20 protein-coding genes are annotated in these 23,149 nt (G+C 44.2%); 10 read left to right on the forward strand and 10 right to left on the reverse strand.

Going from position 1 to position 23,149, the window contains the following annotated elements:
* Position 1: 1 nt before the first annotated feature.
* A complete protein-coding gene (locus AC0VYI_RS21060; RefSeq protein WP_475445353.1) occupies positions 2–1,285 on the reverse strand; it encodes a ribonuclease J in 1,284 nt (427 codons plus the stop codon).
* Positions 1,286–1,460: 175 nt separating this feature from the next.
* Here AC0VYI_RS21060 and AC0VYI_RS21065 point away from each other — a divergent pair, with 175 nt between their 5' ends.
* The gene (locus tag AC0VYI_RS21065; protein ID WP_475445355.1) at positions 1,461–1,943 is read left to right on the forward strand and encodes a GNAT family N-acetyltransferase; all 483 of its coding nucleotides are present in this window, start codon (positions 1,461–1,463) and stop codon (positions 1,941–1,943) included.
* A 14-nt stretch (positions 1,944–1,957) separates the two neighbouring features.
* Complete coding sequence (locus AC0VYI_RS21070) at positions 1,958–2,899, forward strand: hypothetical protein (protein WP_475445357.1); 942 nt, start codon at positions 1,958–1,960, stop codon at positions 2,897–2,899.
* A 19-nt stretch (positions 2,900–2,918) separates the two neighbouring features.
* On the opposite strand, the gene AC0VYI_RS21075 is transcribed toward AC0VYI_RS21070, so the two are convergent.
* On the reverse strand, positions 2,919–3,278 hold the full coding sequence (locus AC0VYI_RS21075) for a DUF4870 family protein (protein WP_475445359.1): 360 nt from the start codon (positions 3,276–3,278) through the stop codon (positions 2,919–2,921).
* A 144-nt stretch (positions 3,279–3,422) separates the two neighbouring features.
* Between AC0VYI_RS21075 and AC0VYI_RS21080 the strand changes: the two genes are divergently transcribed.
* Both AC0VYI_RS21080 and AC0VYI_RS21085 read left to right on the forward strand, forming a co-directional pair.
* Complete coding sequence (locus AC0VYI_RS21080; protein WP_475445361.1) at positions 3,423–3,899, forward strand: NYN domain-containing protein; 477 nt, start codon at positions 3,423–3,425, stop codon at positions 3,897–3,899.
* Positions 3,900–4,014: 115 nt separating this feature from the next.
* Entirely contained in the window at positions 4,015–5,028 is a 1,014-nt protein-coding gene (locus tag AC0VYI_RS21085; protein ID WP_475445362.1) for a GGDEF domain-containing protein, read from the forward strand.
* A gap of 109 nt (positions 5,029–5,137) precedes the next feature.
* On the opposite strand, the gene AC0VYI_RS21090 is transcribed toward AC0VYI_RS21085, so the two are convergent.
* Both AC0VYI_RS21090 and AC0VYI_RS21095 read right to left on the reverse strand, forming a co-directional pair.
* Complete coding sequence (locus tag AC0VYI_RS21090) at positions 5,138–7,597, reverse strand: glycoside hydrolase family 3 C-terminal domain-containing protein (RefSeq protein ID WP_475445364.1); 2,460 nt, start codon at positions 7,595–7,597, stop codon at positions 5,138–5,140.
* A gap of 160 nt (positions 7,598–7,757) precedes the next feature.
* Positions 7,758–8,735, reverse strand: coding sequence for a LacI family DNA-binding transcriptional regulator (locus AC0VYI_RS21095; RefSeq protein ID WP_475445366.1), 978 nt, complete (start codon positions 8,733–8,735; stop codon positions 7,758–7,760).
* Between the two features lie 143 nt (positions 8,736–8,878).
* On the opposite strand from AC0VYI_RS21095, the gene AC0VYI_RS21100 reads away from it, so the two are divergent.
* Together AC0VYI_RS21100 and AC0VYI_RS21105 are read left to right on the forward strand one after the other, a co-directional pair.
* On the forward strand, positions 8,879–9,169 hold the full coding sequence (locus AC0VYI_RS21100; RefSeq protein ID WP_199477574.1) for an HlyU family transcriptional regulator: 291 nt from the start codon (positions 8,879–8,881) through the stop codon (positions 9,167–9,169).
* 22 nt (positions 9,170–9,191) lie between these two features.
* Positions 9,192–10,250: an alpha/beta hydrolase gene (locus AC0VYI_RS21105; RefSeq protein WP_475445368.1), complete on the forward strand. Its 1,059-nt coding sequence runs from the start codon at positions 9,192–9,194 to the stop codon at positions 10,248–10,250.
* On the opposite strand, the gene AC0VYI_RS21110 is transcribed toward AC0VYI_RS21105, so the two are convergent.
* Complete coding sequence (locus AC0VYI_RS21110; protein WP_199477576.1) at positions 10,228–11,061, reverse strand: SDR family NAD(P)-dependent oxidoreductase; 834 nt, start codon at positions 11,059–11,061, stop codon at positions 10,228–10,230. The two genes, AC0VYI_RS21105 and AC0VYI_RS21110, sit on opposite strands and share 23 nt — an antisense overlap.
* 151 nt (positions 11,062–11,212) lie before the next feature.
* Between AC0VYI_RS21110 and AC0VYI_RS21115 the strand changes: the two genes are divergently transcribed.
* The 3 genes from AC0VYI_RS21115 to AC0VYI_RS21125 all read left to right on the forward strand — a co-directional run bounded on the left by AC0VYI_RS21115 (position 11,213) and on the right by AC0VYI_RS21125 (position 15,407).
* Positions 11,213–12,841, forward strand: coding sequence for a methyl-accepting chemotaxis protein (locus AC0VYI_RS21115; RefSeq protein WP_475445370.1), 1,629 nt, complete (start codon positions 11,213–11,215; stop codon positions 12,839–12,841).
* 305 nt (positions 12,842–13,146) lie between these two features.
* Positions 13,147–14,064, forward strand: a complete 918-nt coding sequence (locus tag AC0VYI_RS21120) for a VirK/YbjX family protein (protein ID WP_475445372.1) — start codon at positions 13,147–13,149, stop codon at positions 14,062–14,064.
* 164 nt (positions 14,065–14,228) lie between these two features.
* The gene (locus AC0VYI_RS21125) at positions 14,229–15,407 is read left to right on the forward strand and encodes a sugar efflux transporter (protein WP_199477579.1); all 1,179 of its coding nucleotides are present in this window, start codon (positions 14,229–14,231) and stop codon (positions 15,405–15,407) included.
* A gap of 270 nt (positions 15,408–15,677) precedes the next feature.
* Here AC0VYI_RS21125 and AC0VYI_RS21130 read toward each other — a convergent pair whose 3' ends face one another.
* A complete protein-coding gene (locus tag AC0VYI_RS21130) occupies positions 15,678–17,033 on the reverse strand; it encodes an IS5 family transposase (protein WP_475445374.1) in 1,356 nt (451 codons plus the stop codon).
* Between the two features lie 132 nt (positions 17,034–17,165).
* Between AC0VYI_RS21130 and AC0VYI_RS21135 the strand changes: the two genes are divergently transcribed.
* Complete coding sequence (locus AC0VYI_RS21135; protein WP_475449840.1) at positions 17,166–17,357, forward strand: YrhK family protein; 192 nt, start codon at positions 17,166–17,168, stop codon at positions 17,355–17,357.
* Positions 17,358–17,426: 69 nt separating this feature from the next.
* On the opposite strand, the gene AC0VYI_RS21140 is transcribed toward AC0VYI_RS21135, so the two are convergent.
* The 4 genes from AC0VYI_RS21140 to AC0VYI_RS21155 all read right to left on the reverse strand — a co-directional run bounded on the left by AC0VYI_RS21140 (position 17,427) and on the right by AC0VYI_RS21155 (position 23,040).
* Positions 17,427–19,130, reverse strand: a complete 1,704-nt coding sequence (locus tag AC0VYI_RS21140; RefSeq protein ID WP_475445376.1) for an ABC transporter ATP-binding protein — start codon at positions 19,128–19,130, stop codon at positions 17,427–17,429.
* Between the two features lie 11 nt (positions 19,131–19,141).
* Entirely contained in the window at positions 19,142–20,215 is a 1,074-nt protein-coding gene (locus tag AC0VYI_RS21145; protein WP_475445378.1) for an ABC transporter permease, read from the reverse strand.
* Positions 20,216–20,225: 10 nt separating this feature from the next.
* On the reverse strand, positions 20,226–21,164 hold the full coding sequence (locus tag AC0VYI_RS21150) for an ABC transporter permease (protein WP_067013125.1): 939 nt from the start codon (positions 21,162–21,164) through the stop codon (positions 20,226–20,228).
* A gap of 97 nt (positions 21,165–21,261) precedes the next feature.
* Positions 21,262–23,040, reverse strand: a complete 1,779-nt coding sequence (locus AC0VYI_RS21155; RefSeq protein WP_475445380.1) for an ABC transporter substrate-binding protein — start codon at positions 23,038–23,040, stop codon at positions 21,262–21,264.
* Between the last annotated feature and the right edge of the window lie 109 nt (positions 23,041–23,149).

The following is a 23,149-nucleotide window of genomic DNA, read 5'->3' on the forward strand; positions in this document are numbered from 1 at the left end:
GCTATCGAGCAAGAGCAATACGCCCTGTTGTCACTAATTGACGGCGAATGCAAACCTGCGGAGCAAACTGATATAAGTCGCCATTTTGTCCAACAAGCTGGCTGGCGACTTGACTCAGTTTTGCCACTTCAGCATTCGCTCGTAAATGCTCAGGCTCCCCATGAACTGGAACGGCGATTTTGGGTTGTACCCAGCCATATAATTGCGCCAGCTCACCACGACAGGGGTGCCCGCTAACATGGATCGGTAAATCCGTATCCTGCTGCTGAAGAGTACGAATGTTTCGCCCTTTAAACTGAGCCACTAAACCCATGATGGCTTTCTCATTACCTGGAATCATCATCGCGCTGAAAATAACCAAATCATCCGCTTCAATTGTCAGATCAAAGCAGGAGTCAGCAGCAAGTCGATTCAGCGTAGCTCTTGGCTCACCTTGGCTCCCCGTCACGACGGCCAACACTTCTTCCTTTGGCAAATACCCCAAGTGCGACGCATCAATTAACGGCAAATCATCTGGCCAGTAGCCCGTCGCTTTGGCTGCACCGACCATATTGATAAGCGAACGACCAATCAAAGCCATATAGCGTCCTGTTTCTTTTGCAACTCGTCCAAGCGATATCAGCCTCGCCACATTACTACTAAAGCATCCGACGACAACACGCCCTTTCTCTGGTGCGATAGTCGCTAATAAAGCTTCATAACAAGCAGTTTCTGACTCCGAATGTCCGCTCCGTAAAGCATTGGTAGAATCACACACCATTGCCAATACATTATCATTAGCCAATGCTTGAAAGTGCTTAGGCGAAAAGCCATTGCCGATGATTGGCTGGTTGTCTATTTTCCAATCCCCCGTATGAAATATTTTCCCTGCGGGCGTATGGATGGTGATTGCAAATGGCTCTGGAACAGAATGGGTCAATGCAAGCCAAGTGACATGGAAAGCACCGATTTGCTTCGTCTCATTTTCTTTAACAACGATGACTGGCACTTGACCAGCGAGTCCAACCTGTTGCAGTTTTCGATGCAATACTTCCGCCGTAAACGCCGTGGTATAAACTGGGCATTTAAAGCGCTTCCACAAAAAAGGTAACGCGCCCACATGATCCTCATGGGCATGAGTAATGACAATGCCAGCCAAGCGTTCTTTTTGCTGAGTGATAAAACGTGGGTCAGCACACACCACTTCGGCGGTATGTAAATCGTCGTTTTTGAGTGGCTCGTTAAATGAGACACCACAATCCACCATGAGCCACTGTCCGTTGTGACCATAGAGATTCATGTTCATTCCGATTTCGCCCGTTCCACCTAACGGCAAAAACCACAAGTCATTTTGTGTGGGAATCAATGAAGAGATAATACGCTCCTAATATTCAATAAACTCTAATCTGTCTATGGTACGTGAATTCTTATAAGATCACAGTTTGCAGAAGACACCTTAACAAAAAAATAGGCTAACATTTATGATAATCAAGCACTTGGACGCCTCCACGCGACCCTACGCTATTGCTCTGACTATTTCTGAAGAGCAATCCCTATTTGTTAATTCGGTCGATGCAACCTTAAAACACCTCAAAAACACAGAACAAGCTTGTGTGATTTGCCTCAACTCACAACCCGATAGTGTCGTCGGTTTTTTTCTACTGGACCTCGACTACGCCAGCCAACATGACTTTGCAGAACACCATGAGTTAGGGCTACGATCGTTATTAATTGGCCATGCTTTTCAAGGTAGAGGCATCGGTTACCAAAGCATGGAGGCCATTCGTCGTTTTGCTCAAACACATTACCGCGATTACTCCCATATTTGTCTCACGGTTAACGAAAAAAATCTTGACGCTTATCGCTGTTATCAAAAAGCGGGGTATCAAGATAATGGTCAACGTTATACGGGTGGCTCTGCAGGCCCTCAGCATATTTTGCGTTTAGCGCTCCATAAGAGCTAAAAAAGGAGAGCACCATGGGATTTCCCTTTTCTTGGCTGTTATCAAAGAAAATGAAATGGATAACGCTAAGTGCCATGTGCTGTTTTTTAGCAGTTTTCTTAGCGGTAAAAGCGTTGGGGACCTATTACAGTAAAAAAATCATCGATGAGCGATTAGAACACGCCGGGCTACGCGCTTTCGTCCACTATAAAGCCATCTCGTTCTCACCTTTTACCCTCACCCCCACCTTAGAATACGCCACATTTGGTAGTGAGTATTACCCATGGCTTGCCTTTCGAAGCATCTCATTTAAATGGCTACCACTCATCTACCCTGATTTACAGGTTAGCTTTCAATTTGATCCTAATAAGCCATTAGCGCGCGATTCACGACGATTATTAAGCAAATTGGGCATTAACAAATTAAAGGGATCAGGGTTATTTACTTCCAATAAAATAGGCAAACAATTAACCTCAAAATTGACCTTAACCATTAAGCAGGTTGGAACACTAGATTGGATGAGCCGGTTAGACCTACTAACTAACACACTATCACTACAAGAATTTCGCTCGGATTTATTTGCCTCCATGGCCTTAAGGCAAATGAGCGCTATGCCCATTATCTATGGCGACAGCATTGCCTTTGATAAGATCAGCATTCGATTTCACGATACAGGGCTGATGCATCATCTGTTCCCTCTGCAAAAGTCTCCTGAACAAAAGAGAAATCAAACGAATATTATAGCTACCTTGGATAAGACGATAGACGAACTGGGACTGGCCAAAGCAGGCAGCCACACCTCACAACGCATTGTGCATCAGTTGTTATCCTTTTGGCACCATCCTAATACGTTAACTCTAGTGATGGCGCCCAGCAAAGCCCTTTCTTTAAAAGAAGTCATGCTATTGAGCCAGAACAAACAACTCTATGATGGGGCAAAACTATCCATGACAACCCAATCCGCCGCCACGCCATGACCGAAAATGACAGCCGTCTTCACCGTGTATAAGGTTGATTGGAGAGAATCCGAGCGGTTCCTGCGACGATGCGATAGACAGACCAAATCCAAGTAAACAATAGAACAAGATAGCCGATAAAGAAAAAGGCTAAAAAGACCCCAAGCAGAGTCATCACTATCCCCCACCAAAAAGTGCTGATAATGTTTCGGTAATGATCCTCATAAAACGTATCACGAGCATCCTCCCGCTTAACCATGGCCCAAATGGCCCCTACCAACCAAAACACTCCAGTAAATAAACCAAGCAACATAAAAATATAGGCAATCGTGGCATGCTTCTTACTTTCCTCATCGTTCGAGAAACGCGGCATATTAAAGTTTGGTTCAAATTTGGTCATAGTCGTCTCTTAGATTCCATTGTTTCTCTTAGTGATCGTTTTCTTAGCTATTGCTTTCCTAATAACGGAACACACCAGAACAATGCCTTTTCTATGGATTATCGAGTACAATTTAAAGCCCAGCAGTATACAAATAGGCTTTATATGAAACGCGTCACTATTTTGGTGGATGTGCAAAACATTTACTACACAACACGCCAAGTATATGGGGCTAACTTCGACTACAATGCCTTCTGGAAACAAGTAACGGCTGATAAAACCGTCGTCAAGGCCATTGCCTATGCAACCGATAGAGGGGATGAAAAACAGCGTCAATTCCAAAATATATTGCGAGCGATTGGCTTTGATATAAATTTAAAACCCTACATCCAGCGCATAGACGGCTCAGCAAAAGGCGATTGGGACGTTGGGATTACTATCGATGCCATGGAGTTTGGTCCCATAAGCGATCAATTAATCCTCGCCTCAGGTGATGGTGATTTTGATTTACTGGCACGTTGGTTACGTGAAAAACATGGTACCCAGGTCGACGTATTTGGAGTTGAAGCCTTAACAGCTCACTCCCTCATTCAAGCGGCAACCCATTTCCATCCCATAAATAAAGGCTTACTATTAAAATAAATACGGTAAAAATAAACACACAAAATAATGATCTCTTTATCGAAGGATGCGCGCAAGAGATGCAAAAATCATATTATTTAAAGACCTCTCCAAAACCAGTTGAGTAGTTAGAGAAATGCATCCGAATAAACACCCCAACCAACAGGCCCCGAATTTACCGTTCGTCGTTCACAAAGGCTTGAGCCTCTTCATCTGTGCCATCACTTTTTTTTATAGCCTGTGGAACCTAGTTTACTTAAAACTCTACTTATTAGCCTCTATTGAGCTGATTATCGCCAGCTTTAGCTTGTTTTTCTTTATCCAGGCACTCAAAAAACAAGATAAAAAATGGCAGCATTACACCCTCGTGGGGATGATTACTGTTCTCGTTCTACTCACTCCGCTGCAAGGCGATATTCGCGCAGGCTCTCTTTATTGGAGCATTTTGTTACCGTTCGTCTATTTCATGATGTTTGGCTCGCGTGTAGGACTCATTTTATCCCTTCTGCTAGTATTTCCCGTCTTATATATTATTTATACGAAAACCACGCACGAGGGCTTTCTACCCTATCGAGCCATGATCAATTACACCTTCGCCCATTTTTGCGTTTGGTGTCTGTGCTATATATACGAGTCACAGCACCAAAAAGACAATCTCAGGCTGCGCAATATGGCCTTAGAAGATTCTCTTACAGGAGTAAAAAACAGATATGCTCTGGATGCAGCATTTGAGCACATTGATCAACACAATATAAAAGCTTTTATGCTGCTCATTGATATTGATCATTTTAAAGATATTAACGATAAATTCGGACACGAAATTGGCAATCACATACTCAGAGAAATGGCGGATAATCTGCAAATGTATGCGAATGAAGAGGATGTATACCGCCTAGGAGGAGAAGAGTTTATTATCATCCTAAGAGAATGGTACGAACAAGACGTTTATAGTACAGCAGAAAGTCTTCGCCGTTTCATCGAAAATACTCGGTTCCATCAACATGACTTACAGTTACAGACCACGATAAGCATTGGCATCAGCCGCTTTTTACCAGGCCAATCACTGAGTGATTTTCTGCGGACAGCAGATCAAAACTTATACCTTGCTAAGCAACAGGGGCGTAACAGAGTCATTCATACTTTATTTTAGACCATCAAGATGCTTCCATTTTTAGTCTTGTGATAAAAAGCAATTTCAGATTATTGCTCCCAGTAAAAAACGGCACACTTGGTACCGTTTTTTACTGACCTATCTTCTGCTAAAAAGATCCTTCTTCCAAAAAGAATGGCTCGGCAATCTCAATATTGACGCTTTGTTTTATGTCTCGTGATGAAAAGCCAATATCAACCCGATGAACCCCACTTGCTACACACCATCGCCCTTCACCTACATCATAAAATGCTAAATCTCGTAACGAGATCGACAAAGCAATTTGGCTCATTTGATCGGGCTCTAAAGAGGTTTTTACAAAGCTTTTCAAGGCTTGCGGGGCACGCTTTACCTCCCCTTTGGGCGGGACAAGATACGCCTGCACAACCGTTTGACCTGTTCGCTTACCGATATTGCTAAGAGTGACCATTACCTCATAACCATCATGGCCTTGTTCGGCCTGGACATCTTGCAAAGAGAACTGGGTGTATCCCAAACCAAAACCAAACGCAAACAAAGGTTCAATATCATGCTCATCATAATGACGGTACCCAAAGAACTCCCCTTCTTGATAGACAATCTTACCCTCTCTACCGGGGTAAACCTGTGTATCGCCGACGGCAATAGGAGTATCTTCATAGATAACAGGAAAGGTTTGCGCTAAACGCCCACTCGGCTCTTGCTTACCCAACAAAACATCCGCAATGGCGTTGCCTGCTTCTTGCCCTGGATACCATGCTTGCAATACCGCACTCACTTTATTCAACCAAGGCATTTCAACGGGCCCACCGGTCTGTAACACAACAATTGTCTTCGAGTTGACAGCGGCCACCGCGTCAATCAATTCATCTTGTCGTCCTGGTAGACGAATATGTGGTAGATCGCCCCCTTCTGTATCCCATTCAGCATTACGGCCAACAAAAACAATCGCCGTGTCTGCATTTTTTGCCAGCGCCACCGCCTCAGCAATATCTCGATCAGAGGTCGGCAAGCCTAACCCAACTCGATAGCCACTCACCCCCAGCTTATTATTGGGTAAACAAGCGAATTCAACACGCAAGCGGTAAGTATGATCTTGACTCAATGCAACAGACTCAACACGTTCTTCACTGCCCTCTTCAAAAAACGTTGTGCCACGCTGCCATTTGTCTCCCCAAGAATCGATAATCAGCTGTTCATCTAAGTACACTCGAATATAACCCGCACTGAAGGCACCGAGATGATAATTGGCCGTTTCTGAGACTCGGATGTCCCCCTCAAGCAAAATAGAGAAATGATTTTTCTCTACTTTTCCACCACCGAACCCTTCCATCAGAAAAGCGTGTAACTGATCAACCGTTTCTGTATAAACAGGGTCACCTGATAATTCACGATTGGTAAAATAGTGTGCTTGGAATGTCCCCGTTATCAATGGTTCATAGCGACGATTAGAACAACCTTGCGCATAAACGATGGTCTCTTCGCCAAGCTGTGCTATCAGACCTGCAAGAGGCGTAATCGCATAATGCGGATTGAGTTGGGCCGAGCCGCCCCCCATGATTTGTGCGGTATCGGCATTCGGCCCCAGCACCGCAATACTCGACGGATGATCGAGTGGTAATAGGTTATCGTTTTTTAGCAATACAGTAGCTTCCGCACCCGCTACGCGAATTAATTCACGATGCTCTGGACGGTCAAGAGACTGTTCTTCTCGCTCAGTGTGCATCTGTAAAACCCCCACTCTTTCTAGCAAAGTCAGCATACCGTGAGCAAGGTAACGTATCCGTTCAGGATCCACCGCCCCTTCGTTCACTGCCGCAATCAGCTTATTTCCCCGATCTCGGCTCGGCCCAGGCATTTCTAAATTTAGACCAGCGTTAATGGTTGGTGACGTCGACTGCGAACCAAACCAATCCGACATAACAATCCCTTCAAAGCCCCACTCGTCTCTGAGTACTTTGGATAAAAGCCATTCATTTTCAGAAGTATATACGCCATGTAACTTATTATAAGACGACATAATCGCCCAAGTATCCGCTTGCTTGACAGCTTGTTCAAACGGATACAAATAGTGCTCACGGAGAGTTCGCTCGTCTATTTCCGAACTGATGGTGGTGCGTTGAATTTCACTTTCATTGCCCACAAAATGCTTAACCGTCGCACCAACCTGTTTATCCTGTAACCCTTTAATAAACTGAACGGCTAAAGACGCCGTTAAGACCGCATCTTCTGAATAACACTCAAAATTACGTCCATTTGTTGCAGTACGTTGTAAATTAACGGTTGGCGCCAGCGAAACATGCGCGCCTTTCGACTTGACCTCATCGGCAATAGCAGAGCCTATGCGATACAGTAACTCTGGGTTCCACGTCGCCCCCAAAGCAATGCCACAGGGAAAACAAGCGGATTTATTTCCGCCAATTAGAGAGCCGCTACCACGGGCGCCATTTGGCCCATCAGTCACTCTTAACTCACCAATATCCAGTCTCTGGATACTGGCAATAGACCAAAAGTCCTGACCCGATAGTAATGAAACTTGCTCTTCAAGTGTCATGGCATCTAACAGTGTATTAATCGATGTGGCTGACATGAGGTTCCCTTTTCTCGTGATGATGGATTAGATTGACGACTAAAACAGCCGAATACGAACATCTCAAGCCAACACTTTACTAAATTAGCCTCAAGGAATAAAGAAATATGAAAGCGCTTTCATTTCATATTAGCAAAACACATTCTATGTTCTCTCTTTCTTATGCAGATTTACGACACACTAATTTGGGGGGAAACAGGGTTTGCACGTCGTATTGACAATCATAAATGGTATTCAACAACAACTTAGCCGTGGCATTCGCCATATCAAACAAAGGCAATTGTATTGTCGTTAAACTAGGTGAGGTATAGCGTGCTAAATAGGTATCATCAAAACCAATAATGGCAATGTCTTCGGGCACCTTAACCTTATGTTCATTACACACATGTAACGCGCCTATCGCCATAAGATCGTTACCCAAAAACACGGCTGTTGGCCGTTCCCCAAGACGAAGAATACTCTGCATATGTTTCACGCCTGATTCAATTGTAAAATCCCCTTCGACTTCGTAAGTTAATGCCAATCCAGCCGCCTCCATCGCTTGCAGAGAGCCAAGATAACGCTGCGAAGCGTCTGATTTACTTTTCGGCCCCCTTACAATGGCAATACGCCTATGCCCTTGATCCAACAAATACTGAATCGCCATTTTGCCACCAGAAAAGTTGTCAAAGGCAATATTACGACCATGGTCGCCATCGAAATGTTGATTCATAACAAAAACGGGACAACGACGATTAATCTCAGCCAGCTCCTCTTCACTCATGTAACGGGTCACCAGCACTAAGGCATCCACTTGGCGCTTAATTAAGAAGTCCACCGCTTCACGCTCACCCGATAACGAATCATTACCACTGGCAATAATGGCATGCCGATCCGCTTTTCTGAGGGCTTTTTCAACACCACCAGCCGCAGGACCGTAATAAATATTATCGATATTAGACGCCACTAAACCAACCGTGAAGGTTTTATTACTCGCCAACGATCGCGCGGCCTGATTTGGCACATATGACAACGTATCAATAGCCTCCATCACCCTATTTCGGGTTTCCTCCCTGACCCGTGCTGCGCCGCTTAATACCCGTGAAACCGTGGCGTTGGATACACCTGCCTTTTTAGCAACTTCTGAAATTGTGCTCATAAAATAACCCTAGTACTATCTACTTTGCATACTGTCGCGTATTTTTACTGATAACACCACTTATCCAACGTTGACTATGAAATCAATCATTTGACTATTCAGTCAAATCCCTGACAATAGCACTATATCGAAGGAGTACAAATATGGGTATTTTATCTGGCCTAAAAAGCCTTTTTTCTGGTGGCGATGTGGCCCCGGAGCAACAAAAAGAAGACGCACTGGAATACAAAGGGTTTGAGATTGTTCCCGCACCAATAAAAGAAGGGAGCCAGTTCCGTGTTGCTGCAATCATTAGCAAAGGAGAAGGGGAAGAGAGAAAAGAACACAATTTTATTCGTTCAGATCTTATCCCAGGTCGAGATGAATGCATCGAAATCACAGTACGAAAAACCAAGCTGTTCATTGATCAACTAGGTGATAATCTATTCCACTAATAAAAATAATTAGGTAGCCCTTATGAGCAGACCAATAGGACAGCAATGGACATTAATTAACGACCATGAGGACCTATTGGGCGCCGATTTTCGGGCACGTACTTTTGCTTTCCCTGGTCCCAAATCCTCCGTTCACACCACCCTAGTGAATCACCTTGGCAACCCCAGTGCCAAACGGGCCATTCTTTACGTTCACGGCTACACAGATTACTTTTTCCAAACGGGACTTGCCGACTATTTTATAGACCAAAACTACCGCTTTTATGCGGTGGATTTACAGGGCTACGGACGCTCTATTCGCCCCAGCACACCGCCTAATTGGTGTGATTCGATTGAACAATACGGACAAGATTTAGACATAGCCTTAATCACCATGAAACAAGAAGGGGTTGATGAGGTGATTATACTGGCTCATTCAACGGGTGGTTTAATCGTATCGACCTACCTAGCACAACCGTATGCCCCCACAGAACGAGAAAGCCATTATCAGAAAGACTTTCCTAACATTATCGGCCTGATATTAAACAGTCCTTTTTTGGCCCTCCCTTTTCCACCAGAGGTACTTAATAAAGTAAGTTGGCCCATTCGCATTCTGGTGTCTTTGTTGCCTTTTTCCTATTTACGAGCGAAAAAAATTTCAATTTACGCCAAAAGCATCCACACCAAGTTTGGTGGACAATGGGACTATCGGCTCGATTGGAAACCAGCAGAGGGATTCCCACTCGCCTTTAAATGGCTTAAAGAAGTCATTTTGGCACAACGCAATCTAGCCAAACAGCGCTTGTCCATCCCAACCCTTATGTGTCACGCCACAAAAACGACTATTGGTAAGCTCACTGTAGAAGAAACGCAGCAAGGCGATGGGGTTTTGGACGTAGACAGTATGCTGGAGGCGGCCCAAAAAACCTTCTGCAACTTAACCACAGCTGCCATCGATAATGGATATCATGACCTCTACTTATCAAAACCAGAGGCACAAAGAGACTATCTAGACAGCATACATGACTGGATGACAAAATTTCATGTCCCAAATACAACACCATCCCCCAATGAAAAGGTCACCCCCCCTGACGAAGCATAATTTTATCCAACAACCAAGTGGGAAAAATACGTTTCATGATGCCCGCCGCATAGGTCGGTAGCGTGACATAATAACGCGATTTAGGGTGTTTTGCTTCAAGGGCATGAATCAGCTTCTCAACCACCGCACTGGCCGGCAAGGTTTGTGATGAGGTTGGCCCTTCTTTACTTAGACGGGTAATCGCCTCCTCGTAACCCGACTTATGACGACTACTGGCAATATCAACATTCTCTTGTAAGGCTTTTAATGCATTCGCTCTAAAGCGACTTTCAATCGGACCGGGCTCAATCAAACTGATGGTAATTGGCGTATCCGCCAGTTCCAACCGTAATGTGTCTGTTAAACCTTCTAAAGCAAATTTACTGGCGTTATATGCCCCACGAAACGGCGCCGCCACTAGCCCCAGTACCGAACTATTGTGTACGATACGTCCATATCCCTGAGCCAACATGATTTTTAACACACGAGTGGTCAGTTCATGGGTACCAAAAAAATTGACATCAAACTGTTTTTTTAACGTATCGACAGATAAGTCTTCCACTGCTCCAGGTTGGCCATAGGCGCCATTATTGAAAAGTGCAAACAGATGCCCTCCTGTTATTTCTAAGGTTTCGCGTAAGCCTGATTCAATTGAATGAGAATTGGCTAAATCCAACTGCACAACATGTTTAATGCCTTGTGCCTTTAACCTTTCTATATCTTCAACCTGACGACAACTTGCCACGACGAGAAATTGACGCTCTTGCAGCATTTTGGCTGCTTCAAGACCAATACCACTAGAACACCCCGTGATTAAAATGGAATACTGCACAGCGCCTCCTCTTAAAGTAAAAATGACGTCTTTGGATCTTAGCAAAAAGCCAACAAACTTGTCTTTATATTGATTTCGGTCAGCTTACAACCCCCATTCTTGCCTCATAATTATTTTTAATGATAACAAGATACGACGGTAGAGGGATTACATGAAACTAAGCTCAGTAAAAGTAGGGAATAAACTATGGGGACTCGTCGCTATTCAGGTGGCACTCCTCATTGTATTTGCTGTCATGGCCTATTCAGACCTTCATAAACAGCTTATTCAAGACCGGCAGCAACAAGTGAAAGAACAAGTGGAAAACGCCTACTCGCTAGTGGAATATTACGCGAAAAAAGCGACAACTATCGGTGAGGAACGAGCGAAAAAAGAAGCCCTTAACGCCCTATCGTCGTTACGCTTCGGTCCATCAAACTCAGGTTACTTCTGGGTAAACGATATGCAAGAAAAATTACTGATGCACCCTTTCAGACCAAACTTAATTGGTAAGAGCATGAAAGACGTCACGGACGCCAACGGTTTTCACCATTGGCAAGCCATGGTTAATACCGTACGAAAAAATGGCGAAGGCTTTATCGAATATAAATATCAAGATCCTCGAAAGTCAAAAGCTGAAGACAAAGTCTCTTATGTTAAAGGTTATCAACCTTGGGGTTGGGTCATTGGCAGCGGTACTTTATACAGTGGCGTTGAAAAGACCTTCTGGTCCTCCATTCAAAAGAATGCCAGTATCGAAATTGTCTTGTTAATTTTGTCTTTTATCGCCAGTGTTACCATTGTCCGTAGTATTGTGCATCCGCTTAAAACCGTCACCGAACATCTTAAACACATTTCTGATGGGGATTTCACCAAACAGATAAAAATGGAACGTAAAGACGAAATTGGTGAACTCGCCGATGCGGCAAACCATGTATCAACCTCTCTAAGTGAAACCTTGTTAGAAGTAGATCACGCTATCAGCGAACTACAAGCCGTTAGCGTACAGATGCAAGCCAATACGAAACATACTAACAATGGAATGGATCATCAATTCAAAGAAGTGGAATTACTGGCGACAGCGATGAATGAAATGTCTTACTCGATCAAAGATGTGGCTCAGCATGCCAAAGACACAGCCGAGGCAACTCAGACGGTGCAAACCATCACACGTCAAAGCAGTAAAGATTTGGACGAAACCAACCAAAACATCCAGTCGTTAACCAAGCACATTGAAAATGCCAACGATATTATTAGCCTCCTGTCCGAGCAGACGAATGATATTGACTCCGTTCTAGGGGTGATTGGTGATATTTCAGAGCAAACTAACCTTCTCGCGCTCAATGCAGCGATTGAAGCGGCACGTGCAGGTGAAATGGGTCGAGGATTTGCCGTCGTTGCCGATGAAGTTCGTTCTCTGGCTAGCCGCACCCAAGACTCAACGGTTGAAATACGTGCGATTATCGAAAAACTCCAGCAGCAATCAAAAATCGCCTCGAATGCCATGGAAAAAAGCACCAAACAAGCAGAGGACTGTGCGGACCGAATGCATGTTGCTGCCGAAAATCTGGGTAACATGCTCACCCAAGTCGACGATGCCTCCGCTCGCAGTAATCAAATCGCCCAAGCAGCCGAACAACAAGGCACCGTGGCCGAGGAAATTAATCGTAACTTAATGGGAATTCGTGAAGTCTCAGAAAAAGTCTTAGATGACTCTCAACAAGTAAATGATGGCAGCGAAATGATTGCCCACATGGCCAATGATTTAAACCAAAAAATCAAACAGTTCCAGTTCTCTTAAATGAGATAATATTGACAATATCTGATATCACAGCAAGAAACGAAACAGGTGGGAGGAGCTCACCTGTTTCGTTTAAATCCTCGCAAAACAGCGTCACTTTGGTACACGGCAACAACTTAACGCCATGAAAACTAAAGAAAAAAGTGGCCCTATTCGATCAAAAAACAAGAATGATAATTTTTATCACGAAAAACAACTACATACGGCAAACCAAAAGAGCACGAATAAACGGCTCGACAATTTGATTCAGCCTTTTTTAGAATGTATATTGCGCCATCCAAACGACAGCAAAGTGGACTTTCATTGTGGTTATAAAACTCGCCCTTCAAGCATGCTCAAGAAAAAGAAAGAATAAACCGAAAGAGGTCATCAAGTTTGTTCTTCGTGCGCTAATTTATCGCCGCGCTTTTAATGAAATGAAACGTTTTTTTAACAATAAGCAACGAGAAAAGCTGTTCGTCAACGAACCTAACTATCTCATGAAATGCATGAAGCCGTTTCTTCGTGTTGGATTTCAAAAAACAGAGATCGCCCAGCTACTCAATGATCACCATACTTGGCTTGAAAACACCTTTACCGAATCGGCTCAAGAGCAAATTTATCTACAAGAAATCCGCCTTCGCTCTCTCCCTATCGATGAACAGGAATACTATCTAACTCTCAATTTCGATGGAAAATTACGTAAAGAAGCCGAATTAGCCGTTAACATCAAAGACGCACAGAATCATACCTATTACTCACTGGGCTTTACCGTACAAAACCATAATATCTACATTGGTTGTATACAAGGCAACAATAATGACCAAGGTTTTACCAAAGCCTTTACCAAAGCCTTTTTTGGCCTGCGCCCTAAATCCTTCTTGGTTGAAACCGCTCAGTTTTTAGCTCAGCACTTAAAGATGCATCATATTTATGCTGTCAAAAATAGCGCTCATGTCTACAACGCCAAGCGTTATAGCAACGCGGGCGAGCAAGTCAATATGAACTACGATCAGTTGTGGCTAGAAAGCGATGGTGTTGAACACGATCAATGGTTTTACGAGATTCCATTAACCTCTGAACGCCGTGCCATTGAAGACATAAAAAGTTCAAAGCGAAAATTATATCGAGATCGCTACCAATGGTTGGATGACCATAACGACACACTGGGTAACGCCATCAAAAGCATTACCAAGCCAGAGTTTCAAGCGGCGGACAGCAAGATAACGACAAACAGCCTATAACCATAGACAACACAGATATAAATCCCAATTGTCTTATTGATGAGTAATAGGTTGAAATAACCTGTTGCTCATTGTTATCAAATGAGATCAAAGCTCGGCCTCTCCATTGTTAGTCAAATTTTTACACTCACATAGGCCATCAAGAAGAATAACGAGGTGAATGGATGCGTACCAATTACTGGCATAACTGGCGTTCAGGGCAAAGTGCGACATTAGTCTCCTTTATGACACTGACGTTCTTTACGGGATTAGGCAGCGCACTTTTCATCCCAACACTCAGTCTTTTTTTAACCAACCAAGTTCATGCATCACCTTTTTCGGTGGGCCTTTTTTATACCTTTAACGCATGTGGCGGCATTGTTTTCAGCCAGTTACTTGCTCGCTATTCCGATCGATGGGGCCACCGCAAGCGTCTAGTATTAATCTGTTTAATAATGGGAGCCACGAATTGCCTGCTATTTGATTGGTGTCGTCAGTACCTTATTCTCGCTTCTCTGGGAATCGTGCTGTTAAGCTTAGGCGCGGCCGCTATTCCACAAACCTTTGCCATTGCCCGAGATTATAAAGATCGAGCTGGTGAACGCTCCGTTATGTTCACCTCCATAATGCGCTCTCAAATGTCATTGGCTTGGGTCATCGGCCCTGCTGTTGGTTTTGGTATTGTTGCCGCTTATGGTTTCACCACGCTGTTTCTTATTGGCATGAGCATTTACCTCATCGGATTTGTAGTCGCCCTTGTCACCTTACCAGACTTGCCTCATACCCCTAGTGAACGCAAAGCAGAACACAGGGGGATCCGCGCCAACTTTGACGCCTTTAAACTGTTTCTCGCCTGTACCCTAATGTGGGGTTGCAACAGCATGTATATTATTTCCATGCCACTCTATATTAGCCATCAACTGGGTCTTCCTCAGGAACTCGCAGGCTGGATGATGGGGACGGCTGCCGGATTAGAAATTCCTATTATGCTACTGTCCGGCTATCTGACCCAATATTGCCGTATGCGCACACTTTTAATTGGCGCCTGCTTGGCTGCTATGGCCTTTTATCTTGGCATGTACTTTGTGACCTCTGAATACGCTTTGCTTGCACTACAATTTGGTAATGCAATATTTATTGGCATACTTGGTGGCTTAGGCATGGTGTACTTCCAAGATCTTATGCCGGGACGAAGTGGTCAAGCGACCACCTTGTCGACCAATGCTATTTACACGGGCAATGTCATGGCGGGTGCACTTGCTGGTACCCTTGCCCAGTATTTTGGTTACAGTAGTCCCTTCCTTGTAGCAATCGTCTTAATAGCAGTGGCGACTTTTATTCTGACCAAAGTAAAACCCTTATAAGAACACGACCCTTCTCTGGCTCAATAAGAGCAAATTAGTTATAAAACCAGTTAATGAGCCCCCCTCCCAATCAATGAGACAAGATGCAAATACTCTGTCAAACTTTAGTTACTAAATAGCACTTGCTATAGTGGTATGACTTTTAAGCAAGAGAGGCCTCTATGAAGCAAATGCGACAAGACCAATCAAGCGATCTGATTTTTATCTTCGGTCATGATGAGTTAATTATTCACCGACGTTACGAAGTAGTCGCCCCTGAATAATGGCGTTTCAAGCAAGAAGCGCCATGCTATTTTTAGGTCTTTCCGTTGGGAAAATTATTTTCAGCCATAATCGCCTTAAAAATGGCCCAAAATATGGGGCGCAATAAAGCCACTTCAGTAGCTTACGTAGGTTCTGGCCACAGGCGCTTAAGATCACGTTCATCGCATCGCCTAGTATGCCTTTTAAGAAGCATCGTCTGAGTTTTCCATCGGATTTGAGATGCCCGATGATGGGTTCTACACTGTTTCGTCTTCCCATCCAGCGTTTCTCTTTCTTGGGCACACCGCGTTTTTGACCTGTAACCAAGACTTTAATGTCTTCCACGCCCGATCCTTTATATCCTCGGTCAACAAAACAGGTTTCCGGTTTTCTTCCTGTCAGGGTTTCCACTTGTTGAAGTTGATCTTTCAAGGTATGGCCATCATAAGGATTGCCTGGATAGCTTCTTGCGCCCACAATAAAGGATTCTTTAGCCGTCACCGCGATACTGGCTTTCACACCAAACTCATAGCGTTTATGCGCTTTGCCTTTGGAGATGCAGTCTACGTTGGGTTCATGAAGGCTGTAGAGTTTATGTTTGCTCTGGCGAGTTTGTTTGAGTAATCGATAAGCTTGGTTAAGGGGGTCTTCTTGCTTTTGGGTAAGTGTCAATCCTTGTCGTTTTACTTGCCGATCAATGTCCCTCAGTACTCGCCCTAAAAAGCCTTTGACTTGTTTAATGGCTTTTCTCATACGCTTGTATTGCTTGGCATGCCCATAGCGTCCAATTTTTGGCATTAGCTCATGGCAGGCTTTGTCGTAGGTTTGTCTTAACGTGATGCCTTGTTCTTTGGCTACCTGAGTGAGCTGCTGTCGGGCCTTGTTGTAGAGCTTGGCATCCGTTGGGAAGGTGATGTTTTTTTCTTGTACCGTGGTATCGACAATCACACGCTTTAGACTCGCAGACTTGATCACTTTTAGCTTTAACCCTGCTTGTATAGTCTGAGTAAGCAGCCATTCACAGCCTTCTTCTCCTAAACGTTTGCGCCATTTAACAAGACTGGTTGGATGGCACGGGAAGTCATGTTGAAAAAAGGTTTCGCCGCAAAAGTATTGGTAGTAAGGCGATTCAAGCCATTGCTCTAAGACCATTTCATCAGACAAATTATACAAATGTTGTAAATACAGTAGCCCTACCATCAAGCGAGTGGGCAGAGCTGCGGCGCCAACCGTCGAGAAATGCGTCCCCAATTCGGTATCCAACCGATCCCAATCCAGCACTTTAGCCAACCGAACGAGTGCATGGTTGGGGTTAATAATATCGATTAGCTGAGGTCGGAATAAATCCTTCTGCGGATCTTGCTTTGTTTGACGAGGCTTCATAAAAACTCACTGATTCTGCAACTTTTTGAGACTAAAGCGCCATTATTGGCGAGATTTTAGTCCTTAGCATTATACAAAAGGCATTGCATTTCAATAGGTTGAGAATTATTCAGGGACGACGAAGTACTTAGCATCATCAATGACCTGATGCTGGCAATGTGGTTTGCCATCGGCAGCGTGTGTTTCTTTTATACCGGTGAAATACTAACCATTGGCGTCTGGTTGTTTTTAATCGGCAGTATACAACTGATGATCCGTCCTATTATTCGTTTAGCCCGTAGTATTCATTTGAAAAGACTGCCCGACAGCTCGGACAGCTATTGAACGATAAAAAGGCGAACCTCTTTGGATTCGCCTTTTCACTTTAATACCCTTTGGGAAGGTCACTAGACTCTAAAGCGCTAAGTTCACTTCAAACCATTGCGGATTTTGCGGGATAGAAGCAATCAATTTTTGCGTGTAATCATGCTGAGGATTCGCATAAACACTATCCGCATCGCCCATTTCCACCACTTTCCCTTGCTGCATCACCATGATTTGATCGGAAATATGCTTGACCACAGATAAGTCATGGGAAATAAACAAGTACGACATCTGAAACTCATCTTGCAAATCTTGCAACAAGTTGAGAACTTGCGCTTGCACCGAGACATCTAACGCTGAAACCGACTCATCACAAATCAAAATATCCGGCTGCAACGTTAGACAACGGGCAATGGCAATGCGCTGGCGTTGCCCTCCTGAAAATTCATGAGGGTATTTATTAAAAGCATTGGCCGCTAAACCCACTTTATCCAATAAAGACCGAGCAAGCTTTTCACGCTCTTGTTTGTCCTTACCAATATGATGGAGCAGCATGGGTTCGATTAAAATCTGCCCTACAGTGAACCTTGGATTCAATGACGCATAAGGGTTCTGAAAGATAATCTGCACTCGGCGTTTCAAAGGCTTAAAATCCTCATTTGACATCTTGAGGATGTCTTTGCCTTCAAATAACGCCTCGCCTGAGGTCGATTCCAGCAAGCGCATAATAGTATGCCCAACGGTGGATTTGCCTGAGCCAGACTCGCCCACAATGCCGAGTGTTTTTCCCCTTTGCAATTGAAACGACACTCCATCCACGGCTTTTAAATCAATATACCGAAACAGGCCCGTTTTGATTTTAAAGTACTTACAAAGGTTATTCACTTCTAGGATCACCGGGTTACCTTCTTGATAACCACGGGAGCGATTCGCAGGCAATTGATACTCCTCTCCCTGAAGAAAATCATCAATCACCGCCAAACGCTCTGGACGATACGTTAAGCTAGGCTGACAGTTTAGCAGCGCCTTCGTGTAAGGATGTTTAGGATGACGAAATACCTCTTCAATCCCACCTGACTCACATATTTCGCCATGACGCATCACCACGACTTCATCCGCAAACTCCGCGACGACCCCAAGATCGTGGGTAACAAATAACACTGACATGCCATGCTTTTTCTGCATTTTGGTAATCAGTTCTAAAATCTGCTTTTGAATGGTCACATCCAAAGCCGTCGTCGGCTCATCGGCAATTAATAGTTTGGGTTCACAAGCGATAGCGATGGCAATCATCACCCGTTGTTGCTGACCACCAGACAGCTCATGGGGGTAAGCATGAATACGACTTTCAGGATTCGGTAACCCCACCTCTGTCAGCAAATCAATGGCCTTTTTCCGTGCGGATTTTTTGCTCATGGACTTGTGTTCTTGCAAGGTTTCAATGATCTGATCACCGATGGTAAATACGGGATTTAACGAACTCATTGGATCCTGAAAGATCATTGCAATATCGCCGCCCCGCAGACGGCGCAACTCCTTTTTGCTCATGGCTAATACCGAGCGACCATTAAACTCAATACAACTGTCCTGATCGATTACAGTATTTGACTCAGGCAACAACCCCATTAAAGCGGTCGAGGTGACGGATTTTCCCGAGCCGGACTCCCCCACCAGCGCTAACACGGTATGATGAGGGATATCAAAACTTATACGTTTAAGGGCTTCAAAATAACGACCGTCTTCCATTTTGAAGTCAATTTTTAGGTTACTAATACGGACTAATGGCGTTTTCATATTCTTACCTACTAACTCACTTTGGGGTCTAAAGCATCACGAAGACTGTCGGTCAACAAACTAAAGGCGGTGACTAGCACCGACATAAACACAGTGACCGTCAGCATTTGCCACCAATAACCTTGGATCAGCTCCGATGGCACTTCCGCCAACATCGCTCCCCAACTGGTTTGCTTAATGCCCACTCCAAAGCCCAAAAATGACAACACCACTTCCGACTTAATCATCCCCACGGTAAGAATCGAAAATTGCACCAGCAAAATATGGCTCACATTAGGTAAAATGTGACGAAACATTTTGCGAGTTTTCCCTGCACCAATGGCGTCCGCCGCTTTGATATAGTCTCGTTCTTTGTGCTTCATAAATTCGGCTCTCATCAAACGGAACACATAAGTCCACGATGTCAAAGCAAATATAAGAACCAAAGTACTAATACCACGGGATAGCACCGCCGCAAAAGACAGCAATAACAGCATGTCGGGGACCGAGGTAAAGATGCTATAAAACCACATCAGCACATCATCCACCCATTTACCAAAATACCCGGCAATCGCGCCTAAAATGGTACCAATAACAATGGCACAAAATGCCCCGAGTAAGGCAACAGAAACAGAAACCGAGGTGCCTTTAATGGCTTTTTGCAACACATCTCGTCCTTGTCCATCCGCCCCTAAAATCAGCGTATCTTTTAGTTTCGTTGTTTTGCTTGCATATTGACTTTCGTGCTTATCAGCTTGCGCCATCAAAGCCGCCAGCGGATCAGGTGCCGCTGCCGAATTATCGTCATCCACTTGGTCTGCACTTCCACTGGGAGCAGTCACTGTATTCACCTGAGTCCCCCGAGGCTCCCAAGTGGCAAAGGTCGGTGGCGCATTCGGAACCGCCACATCAGCGCGCCAATTTTCCCCAGCCAACCCCATCCAGCCTGCGGCACAAAGCAGTAAATAAAAGCAGACGATCAGCAAGCTGATCATACCGACTTTATCTCGTTTTAAACGCTTCCACGCAAGAGAAGACAAGCTTTGGGCAGGCACTTGCGTCTCAACCTTCTCTTGATCAAGAGTGAGATTGTTATCTTGACTCATTGTCTTCCCCTTAATTCAGTTTCACACGTGGATCGATCCACTTATAGAGTAGATCGGCCAGCAAATTAAACACCATGATGGCAATCACCAAGTAAATGGTGATGGCTTTGATGACGGGGAAATCACTAGAATTGACCGCTTTTAAAATCTCGTTACCTAACCCTGGAATACCAAAAAAGCGCTCCATTAAGACAGAGCCGGTAATCATATACGGTAAGGAAGACATCACGCCGGTGACGATTGGGATCAACGCATTACGCATCACATGTTTTAACATGACTTTGCGCTCAGACAACCCCTTAGCTCGGGCCGTACGAACGTAATCCTGGTTCATTTCTTCAATAAAACAACTACGGTAAAAACGCGTGTCCGGCGCCACGCTTACTGCGACACCAATGATTAATGGCAGCGGAATATACAGCAAAAAGTTTTGCCAAAAACCATTCCCCCAGCCATACACGGGAAACCACTGCATTTTATAAGCAAGGAAATACTGGCCCGCGATAATATAGACCAAAATACTGATCGACATGGCCACAGTAGAAATAATGGTCACAGCTCTGTCGTAAATACTGCCTTTGTAATAGGCAACAGAGGCGGCGAATAACAAAGAGAAAAATAAAGAACAGAGCTGCCAAGTCAACAACAGCATCACAGATGGACCAATACGGGTACGGATAATCTCTGACACAGGTTGTTGGGTAGACCAAGATGTTCCAAAATTCATCGTCAACACTTGTTTGACAAAAATCAAGAACTGCTCAGGTAAACTTTTATCCAAGCCAAGTTGAGTCCGGATACTCGCGATGGTCTCGGCACTCAGGCTCTTGCCTGCCAAAATATAGGATGGATCGCCACCCACTAAAGTATAGAGAGTAAAAAGCAGCAACATGACCCCCAGTAAAGTGGGGATCATTTGCCACAGACGGCGCACAATATAAGAAAGCATCATCACTCCTAAAGAAACATAAGCGCACGCTGTAATGCTTTATATGAAGAAAACTTCATAAAAAGCATTACAGTACATAATACATCAAAAGAAATGATTACTTTTTAATTTCAATATAACGCCAGTATGTGGTAAGCGCGTTAGGCTTAAAGCCATAAACATCAGGGTGAGCTAGATAATTCCAAATACGTGTATCGTTGAAAATATAGGGTTGATACTGAGCTAGCATACGATTCATTTTATCATACAGCTTCTGACGCTTTTCACCATTTGGTAGTTTCAGTGTCTCTTCATAGTCTTTATTGTAGGCAGGTAAGTTAAAACCCGAGAAGTTGGCATCCCCTTTGTTTGGCCCATAGAACATCTGCATAAAGTTTTGGCCGTCAGGATAATCTGCCCCCCATGCCAAACCCCACATTTGCAGTTTACCTTCGCGGTTCGCTTTGGCCAGCTCACTCCAACGACCGACTTTAAACGTCAGTTTAATTTTTAACGAATCAAAGGCTTGCTGCCAGTATTCATTCCACTGGCGATCAATCGCTGCAGAACCCGTCGCCAGTTGCACCGACAAAGGAGAACCATCTGGTTGCGTGCGATAACCATCTGGGCCAATTTTATAACCTGCCGCATCTAACAACGCATTGGCTTTAGCCGGATTAAAGTCCACCCCCATATTAAACTTAGGGTTATGGCCCGCTACCCCTTCAGGAATGGCATATTCCACGGGTACCGCTTGTCCACGGCGGATACGAGCAATGGTTTCATTACGAGGGAAGGCCATGGCAATCGCACGACGCAAGGCGATTTTTTGCGGTGTATACCCGCCTACTTCAGGATCGTCCATATTAAAGAAGTAAAAAGTAATTTCTAATTGTTTTACCGGCTGTAAATGAAAGCCTTTATCGGCATATTTTGGAGCTAATTTTACATCGGTTGGATTCTTCGGATTCATTACCAAGGCGTCTCTTAACGCAGGCTGTGGAATCTTCACAACATCCAGTTGATTATTCAAAAATGCCAACCAAGTGGGCTGCTCTTCAAGAATAATATTGATGTTCACCTGCTTCACTTGCGGAATGATTTTGCCATGCATTTCTTTGGCGACTTTCATCGAAACAGGATCTTTTGGATTCCCTTTAAAGTTGAATACCTCTTTGCGGAAATTGGGGTTTGCCACTAACTCAATTTTACTACCCGGCTTCCACTCTTTCAGCTCATATGGGCCCGTCCCCACAGGGTGAGCGTTGGTATTGGCTTTATTGGCTTCAATCACTTCCCGCGCGACCGCACCAAAAGAAGGCATGGCTAAGATAGTGTCAAAATTATAGTTCACATGAGTGAGATTGATTTGCAGTGTGTATTTGTCTAATGCTTTGATTCCCTCGATCTGGGTATCGTAATTCAAGGGGCCATTACCCGCCGCCTTCTCTAATTTATCCATTCCAACAAACTGACCTTCGACTAGGTAACTTTGTGGGGAGTTGATGGTTTTGTCCAACATACGCTTAAAGGAGTAAACATAGTCAGCCGCCACTAACTCCCGTTTTTTGCCTTTAAAGGCAGGGTCAGGGGCAAAATAAATCCCTGGCTTAATCTTAAAGGTATAAGTTTTACCGCCATTGGTGATGGTCGGCATCGCTTCAATGGTATTAGGTATCAGTTTATAGGGTCTGGCTAAGTAATCATAGGTCATTAAGGAATCATAAATATTTTCATTCACCCAATTGGAATAAGTATCTCCTACCTTTGCAGGGTCAAAACCGGTCGCCCCGGCATCAAAAGCAATATTTAACGTCTCTTTTGGAGACACCGCCAACGCCATAGACGAACCCATGGTAAGAGCAGTCATAAGGGCGACTTGTACTATTTTTTTCATTATGAATATTCCTTGTTTACACACAAAAGTAAAAAAAGTGAATTTTGTAACAAAAAGTAAGCAAAAAACAAGCCAATAAAACCAATGGCTTACCATTTTATTTCACATT

The organism is Marinomonas sp. 63XJN7_9_ISO-PGPR-S23-217 (genome assembly GCF_056173515.1).

Bases quoted from the DNA above. Each gene is read 5' to 3' on its own strand.
- AC0VYI_RS21125 (WP_199477579.1), top strand. From the start codon at position 14,229: ATGCGTACCAATTACTGGCATAACTGGCGTTCAGGGCAAAGTGCGACA.
- AC0VYI_RS21070 (WP_475445357.1), top strand. From the start codon at position 1,958: ATGGGATTTCCCTTTTCTTGGCTGTTATCAAAGAAAATGAAATGGATA.
- AC0VYI_RS21100 (WP_199477574.1), top strand. From the start codon at position 8,879: ATGGGTATTTTATCTGGCCTAAAAAGCCTTTTTTCTGGTGGCGATGTG.
- AC0VYI_RS21105 (WP_475445368.1), top strand. From the start codon at position 9,192: ATGAGCAGACCAATAGGACAGCAATGGACATTAATTAACGACCATGAG.
- AC0VYI_RS21130 (WP_475445374.1), bottom strand. From the start codon at position 17,033: ATGAAGCCTCGTCAAACAAAGCAAGATCCGCAGAAGGATTTATTCCGA.
- AC0VYI_RS21140 (WP_475445376.1), bottom strand. From the start codon at position 19,130: ATGAAAACGCCATTAGTCCGTATTAGTAACCTAAAAATTGACTTCAAA.
- AC0VYI_RS21115 (WP_475445370.1), top strand. From the start codon at position 11,213: ATGAAACTAAGCTCAGTAAAAGTAGGGAATAAACTATGGGGACTCGTC.
- AC0VYI_RS21155 (WP_475445380.1), bottom strand. From the start codon at position 23,040: ATGAAAAAAATAGTACAAGTCGCCCTTATGACTGCTCTTACCATGGGT.
- AC0VYI_RS21090 (WP_475445364.1), bottom strand. From the start codon at position 7,597: ATGTCAGCCACATCGATTAATACACTGTTAGATGCCATGACACTTGAA.
- AC0VYI_RS21095 (WP_475445366.1), bottom strand. From the start codon at position 8,735: ATGAGCACAATTTCAGAAGTTGCTAAAAAGGCAGGTGTATCCAACGCC.
- AC0VYI_RS21075 (WP_475445359.1), bottom strand. From the start codon at position 3,278: ATGACCAAATTTGAACCAAACTTTAATATGCCGCGTTTCTCGAACGAT.
- AC0VYI_RS21145 (WP_475445378.1), bottom strand. From the start codon at position 20,215: ATGAGTCAAGATAACAATCTCACTCTTGATCAAGAGAAGGTTGAGACG.
- AC0VYI_RS21065 (WP_475445355.1), top strand. From the start codon at position 1,461: ATGATAATCAAGCACTTGGACGCCTCCACGCGACCCTACGCTATTGCT.
- AC0VYI_RS21085 (WP_475445362.1), top strand. From the start codon at position 4,015: ATGCATCCGAATAAACACCCCAACCAACAGGCCCCGAATTTACCGTTC.
- AC0VYI_RS21080 (WP_475445361.1), top strand. From the start codon at position 3,423: ATGAAACGCGTCACTATTTTGGTGGATGTGCAAAACATTTACTACACA.
- AC0VYI_RS21060 (WP_475445353.1), bottom strand. From the start codon at position 1,285: ATGAACATGAATCTCTATGGTCACAACGGACAGTGGCTCATGGTGGAT.
- AC0VYI_RS21150 (WP_067013125.1), bottom strand. From the start codon at position 21,164: ATGCTTTCTTATATTGTGCGCCGTCTGTGGCAAATGATCCCCACTTTA.